Source organism: Streptomyces sp. VRA16 Mangrove soil (assembly GCF_017377775.1).
Classification (GTDB): Bacteria; Actinomycetota; Actinomycetes; order Streptomycetales; family Streptomycetaceae; genus Streptomyces.
Map to the genome: position 1 here is coordinate 1 of NZ_JAFVLN010000039.1, position 4,811 is coordinate 4,811.

General features: G+C 69.8%; 5 protein-coding genes. 3 read left to right on the top strand and 2 right to left on the bottom strand.

What is annotated here, in order from left to right; translation table 11 throughout:
- Positions 1-1,474: SulP family inorganic anion transporter (locus tag J3486_RS43690; RefSeq protein ID WP_207831088.1), on the bottom strand; the 1,474-nt coding region annotated here is incomplete at its 3' end.
- A 198-nt stretch (positions 1,475-1,672) separates the two neighbouring features.
- Between J3486_RS43690 and J3486_RS43695 the strand changes: the two genes are divergently transcribed.
- The 3 genes from J3486_RS43695 (at position 1,673) to proC (ending at position 4,206) form a co-directional block, all read left to right on the top strand.
- The gene (locus J3486_RS43695) at positions 1,673-2,527 is read left to right on the top strand and encodes an ABC transporter ATP-binding protein (RefSeq protein WP_207831044.1); all 855 of its coding nucleotides are present in this window, start codon (positions 1,673-1,675) and stop codon (positions 2,525-2,527) included.
- On the top strand, positions 2,524-3,261 hold the full coding sequence (locus tag J3486_RS43700; RefSeq protein ID WP_207831066.1) for an ABC transporter permease: 738 nt from the start codon (positions 2,524-2,526) through the stop codon (positions 3,259-3,261). The genes J3486_RS43695 and J3486_RS43700 overlap by 4 nt, the downstream gene beginning before the upstream one ends.
- Before the next feature lie 132 nt (positions 3,262-3,393).
- On the top strand, positions 3,394-4,206 hold the full coding sequence (gene proC, locus J3486_RS43705) for a pyrroline-5-carboxylate reductase (RefSeq protein ID WP_207831082.1): 813 nt from the start codon (positions 3,394-3,396) through the stop codon (positions 4,204-4,206).
- Between the two features lie 270 nt (positions 4,207-4,476).
- Here the strand turns inward: proC and J3486_RS43710 are convergent.
- Positions 4,477-4,811, bottom strand: a 335-nt coding sequence (locus J3486_RS43710; protein ID WP_207831085.1) for a hypothetical protein, incomplete at its 5' end; no start/stop codon positions are given.

Below are 4,811 nucleotides of genomic sequence, written 5' to 3' on the forward strand. Positions count from 1 at the left end.
GCCCCAGAACCCACCCCTCCAACGCCACCGCACACGCATGATCCACATGCCGCAACCCACCCAACTCCACCCGAACCTCCCGATCCACCGGCACCCCCTCCAGCGCATCCAGCAACTTCGGCAACCGCAAAAACGTCGCGTTCCCACTCACCCGAACCACCACCGCATCGACATCCAGCACCTCCTCCACCACCACCTGCACATGACTGATGTCCCACGCGGTCTTCCCCACGGCGAGCGCGATCCCGACCAACACCCCCTCGAACAGATTGGTCGCCACGATCGCCCCGGCCGTCACCCCGAACACCACGACCTCCCCGGGATGCTCCCGCCGCCACCCCCGCACCGTCCGTACGGGCACGAGCTTCCACCCCGCATGCACCAACAACCCCGCAAGCGCCGCCAACGGCAACACCCCCAGCACCGCGGGCAGCGCCGCCGCGAACACCAGCAGCCACACCCCGTGCAGCACCCGCGACACCTTCGTCCGGGCCCCGGCCCGCACGTTCGCCGAACTCCGCACGATCACCGCGGTCATCGGCAACGCCCCGAGCAGCCCGCACACCGCGTTCCCGGCCCCCTGCGCGATGAGCTCCTTGTCGTAATCGGTGGGCGCCCCCCGATGCATCCCGTCCACGGCGGCCGAACTGAACAACGTCTCCGCCGAAGCGATCAGCGCGAACGCGACGACGGTCCCCAGCACCCCCACATCGGCCAGCACCCCGAAATCCCCGCCCGAAGGAACCCGCACGGCATCCACGAGCCCCCGCACCTCGACCCGCCGCACATCGAACCCGCCCACGGCGGTCAACACCGCGGTCACCGCCGAAGCCAGCACGACCGCCACCAACGGCGCCGGCAGCACCCGCGCCCCCGCCCGCCACCGCGGCCACAGCACCAGCACCCCGACGGTCCCCGCCCCGACCGCCAGCGCGACCGGATCCCAGGCCCCCGGCAGGGCCACCAACCCGGCGATCTTCCCGAGCCCGTCACCCGGTACGTCCATGGCGGCGTCCCCGAGCGCGTACGCCTGTCCGGCGATCAGCACCAGCCCGATCCCCGCGAGCATCCCCTGCACCACGGCCACGGACACCGCCCGGAACCACCGCCCCAGCCGCAGCACCCCGAGCCCGATCTGCAGCAGACCGGCCGCGAGCACCAGCACGCCGAGCGCCCGGATCCCGTACGTCCGCACGGCCTCGTAGACGAGCACGGTGAGCCCGGCCGCGGGCCCGCTCACCTGCAGACTGCTCCCCGGCAGCACCCCGGCGACGAGCCCGCCCACGATCCCCGTGACGATGCCCAGCTCGGCAGGGACCCCGGAGGCGACGGCGACCCCCACGCACAACGGCAGGGCCACCAGGAAAACCACAACAGAAGCAAACAGATCAACCCGCTGCACCCGCTGCACCCGCCGCACTCGTGGAAGCCGCTGATTCCTCTGACCAGGACGACAACGTAGACGACAACGCATGAGAGGCACACCTCCGGCCCGCTCCATGACAACCCCGCACTGAAATCCATTGTCAGGTAGGGGAGTTGAGCCTGCCGCCTCCGCGTATTACCGCTGGATGTCGGCGGAAGCGAACGGAGTGCGAACGGCTCACCGCCACCCCGGACGCGCCCCGCGCACCTTGACGCCGCCCGCCCGCGGCGAGATATTCATCATGTGATGAATAAACCCACGGGCCGCCCCGCGCCCGAACCCCGGGCCCCCGTCACCCAGCCCCCGTCCGACCCCGCCACCGAGCCGGCGGTACGGGCCACCGGCCTCACGGTCGTGCGCGGCACCCGCCCCGTCCTCCACGACCTCGTCTTCACCGTGCCGCGCGGCCGCATCACCGGCCTCCTCGGTCCCTCGGGCTGCGGCAAGTCGACCCTGATGCGCGCCCTCGTCGGCACCCAGGCCAAGGTCACCGGCACCCTCACCGTCCTCGGCCGCCCGGCGGGCCACCCGTCCCTGCGCTCCCGCATCGGCTACGTGACACAGGCCCCGTCCGTCTACCGGGACCTGACGATCCACCAGAACCTCTCCTACTTCGCCTCGATCCTGATGCCCGGCTCCGGCCGCACCGCAGCCGACCGCCGCCGCGCGGAGGTGGACCGCGTCCTGACCGCCGTGGACCTCACCACCCACACCCACGCCCTCGCGGGAAACCTCTCCGGCGGCCAGCTCAGCCGCGTCTCCCTGGCCGTCGCCCTCCTCGGCACCCCCGAACTCCTGGTCCTGGACGAACCGACGGTCGGCCTCGACCCCGTCCTCCGCCGCGACCTGTGGAACCTCTTCCACCATCTGGCCCGGACCGAAGGCACCACTCTCCTCATCTCCTCACACGTCATGGACGAGGCCGAGCGCTGCCACCGCCTCCTCCTCATGCGCGACGGCGAACTCCTCGCCGAAGACACCCCGGACGCCCTGCGCGCCACGACCGGCACCGACACGGTTGAAGCGGCCTTCCTCCACCTGGTCGACGAGGCGAACGCGGCCCGCACCCCCCTCCCGGAAGCCGGTGACCCACGGCCATGAACACCCACCGCACCACAGCCACCGCGGCCCGAGTCCTCAACCAGCTCCGCCACGACCCCCGCACCATCGCCCTGATGCTCCTGGTCCCCTGCCTGATGCTGCTCCTGCTCCGGTACGTGTTCGACGGCAGCCCCGCGACCTTCGACTCCATCGGCGCCTCGCTGCTCGGCATCTTTCCGCTGATCACGATGTTCCTGGTGACCTCGATCGCGACGCTGCGCGAACGCACCACCGGCACCCTGGAACGCCTCCTCGCGATGCCCATGGCCAAGGGCGACCTGATCGCGGGCTACGCCCTCGCCTTCGGCACGGTCGCGATTGTCCAGTCGCTCCTCGCCACCGGCCTCGCCCTCTGGGTCCTCGACCTGAACGTCATCGGCTCCGCCTGGCTGCTCCTCCTGGTGGCCCTCCTGGACGCACTGCTCGGCACGGCCCTCGGCCTCTTCGTCTCCGCCTTCGCGGCCTCCGAGTTCCAGGCGGTCCAGTTCCTGCCGGCGGTGATCTTCCCGCAGCTCCTCCTGTGCGGCCTGTTCACCCCGCGCGACCGCATGGCCCCCGCCCTGGAGGCCATCTCGAACGTCCTCCCCATGTCGTACGCCGTCGACGGCATGAACGAGGTCCTGGGCCACACCGACCTCACCGCCACCTACCTCCGCGACGTCCTGATCGTCGCGGGCTGCACCGTCCTCGTCCTCATCGTCGGAGCGGCCACCCTGCGCCGCCGTACGGCCTGACACCGTCCGCCCACCGGACACCCCTCCGGCCCGCGGCCCACCCGGTGCGAGGATGCCCACGACCCATGCAAGGAACGGGACGACGCACCAAACGCACTCGCACACGCACACGCACCACGGGAGGCCACGCCCATGAGCCACAAGGTCGCCGTACTCGGCACAGGCAAGATCGGTGAAGCCCTGCTCAGCGGAATGATCCGCGGCGGCTGGGCCCCGGCCGACCTCCTGGTCACGGCCCGCCGCCCGGAGCGCGCCGAGGAACTCCGCGCCCGCTACGGCGTCACCCCGGTCACCAACGCGGAGGCCGCGAAGCAGGCCGACACCCTGATCCTCACGGTGAAGCCCCAGGACATGGGCACGCTCCTCACGGAACTGGCCCCTCACATCCCGGCGGACCGCCTGGTGATCAGCGGCGCGGCCGGCATCCCCACGACGTTCTTCGAGGAGCAGCTCCCGCCCGGCACCCCGGTCGTCCGCGTCATGACGAACACCCCGGCCCTGGTCGACGAGGCCATGTCCGTCATCTCGCCCGGCACCCACGCCACCGAGGACCACCTCGCCCACGCCGACAAGATCTTCGGCTCGGTCGGCAAGACCCTCCGCGTCCCGGAGTCCCAGCAGGACGCCTGCACGGCCCTCTCCGGCTCGGGCCCGGCCTACTTCTTCTATCTGGTGGAAGCCATGACGGACGCCGGCATCCTGCTCGGCCTCCCGCGCGACAAGGCCCACGACCTCATCGTCCAGTCCGCCATCGGCGCCGCGACGATGCTCCGCGACAGCGGCGAGCACCCGGTCAAGCTCCGCGAGAACGTCACCTCTCCCGCCGGTACGACCATCAACGCCATCCGCGAGCTGGAGAACCACGGCGTACGCGCCGCCCTCATCGCCGCCCTCGAAGCGGCCCGCGACCGCAGCCGCGCCCTGGCCTCGGGCAACAACAGCTGACCCGTCCGGCCGACAGCCGTTCCGGCCCGGGGCGTGAAGTTGACACGCCCCGGGCCGATCCGTAGTGTTCTCCGAGTTGTCCGACGTGAGCGCCGACCCCGGTCGGTCCCCGGACAGCCATTCCGCAAGACCCACTCAAACGCACGACGACTGCTTCAGCTTTCGTCGATGTTGTGTTTGCGCGCGCTTTTGCGAAATGAGGAATCCCCGTTCGAAAGAACGGAGAGCCCGGACCCCGATTAGCTCGGGAGCCGAGATTCCGCTAAAGTCTCACTCGTCGGAACGGCCCAACAGCCGGAAAGACAAGCCCCGCTGACTGGGAATCAGGCCCGAAAGGATCTGATAGAGTCGGAACCGCCGGAAAGCCGAAAGGCCGGAAAGCGGAGCAAGACCCCGAGGAAATCGGCCGGTGAAACGGTCTGATAGAGTCGGAAACGCAAGAAAGAAAGACCGAAGGGAAGCGCCCGGAGGAAAGCCCGAGAGGGTGAGTACAAAGGAAGCGTCCGTTCCTTGAGAACTCAACAGCGTGCCAAAAATCAACGCCAGATATGTTGATACCCCGTCCCCGGCCATCAGGTCGAGGATGAGGTTCCTTTGAAAAAGTC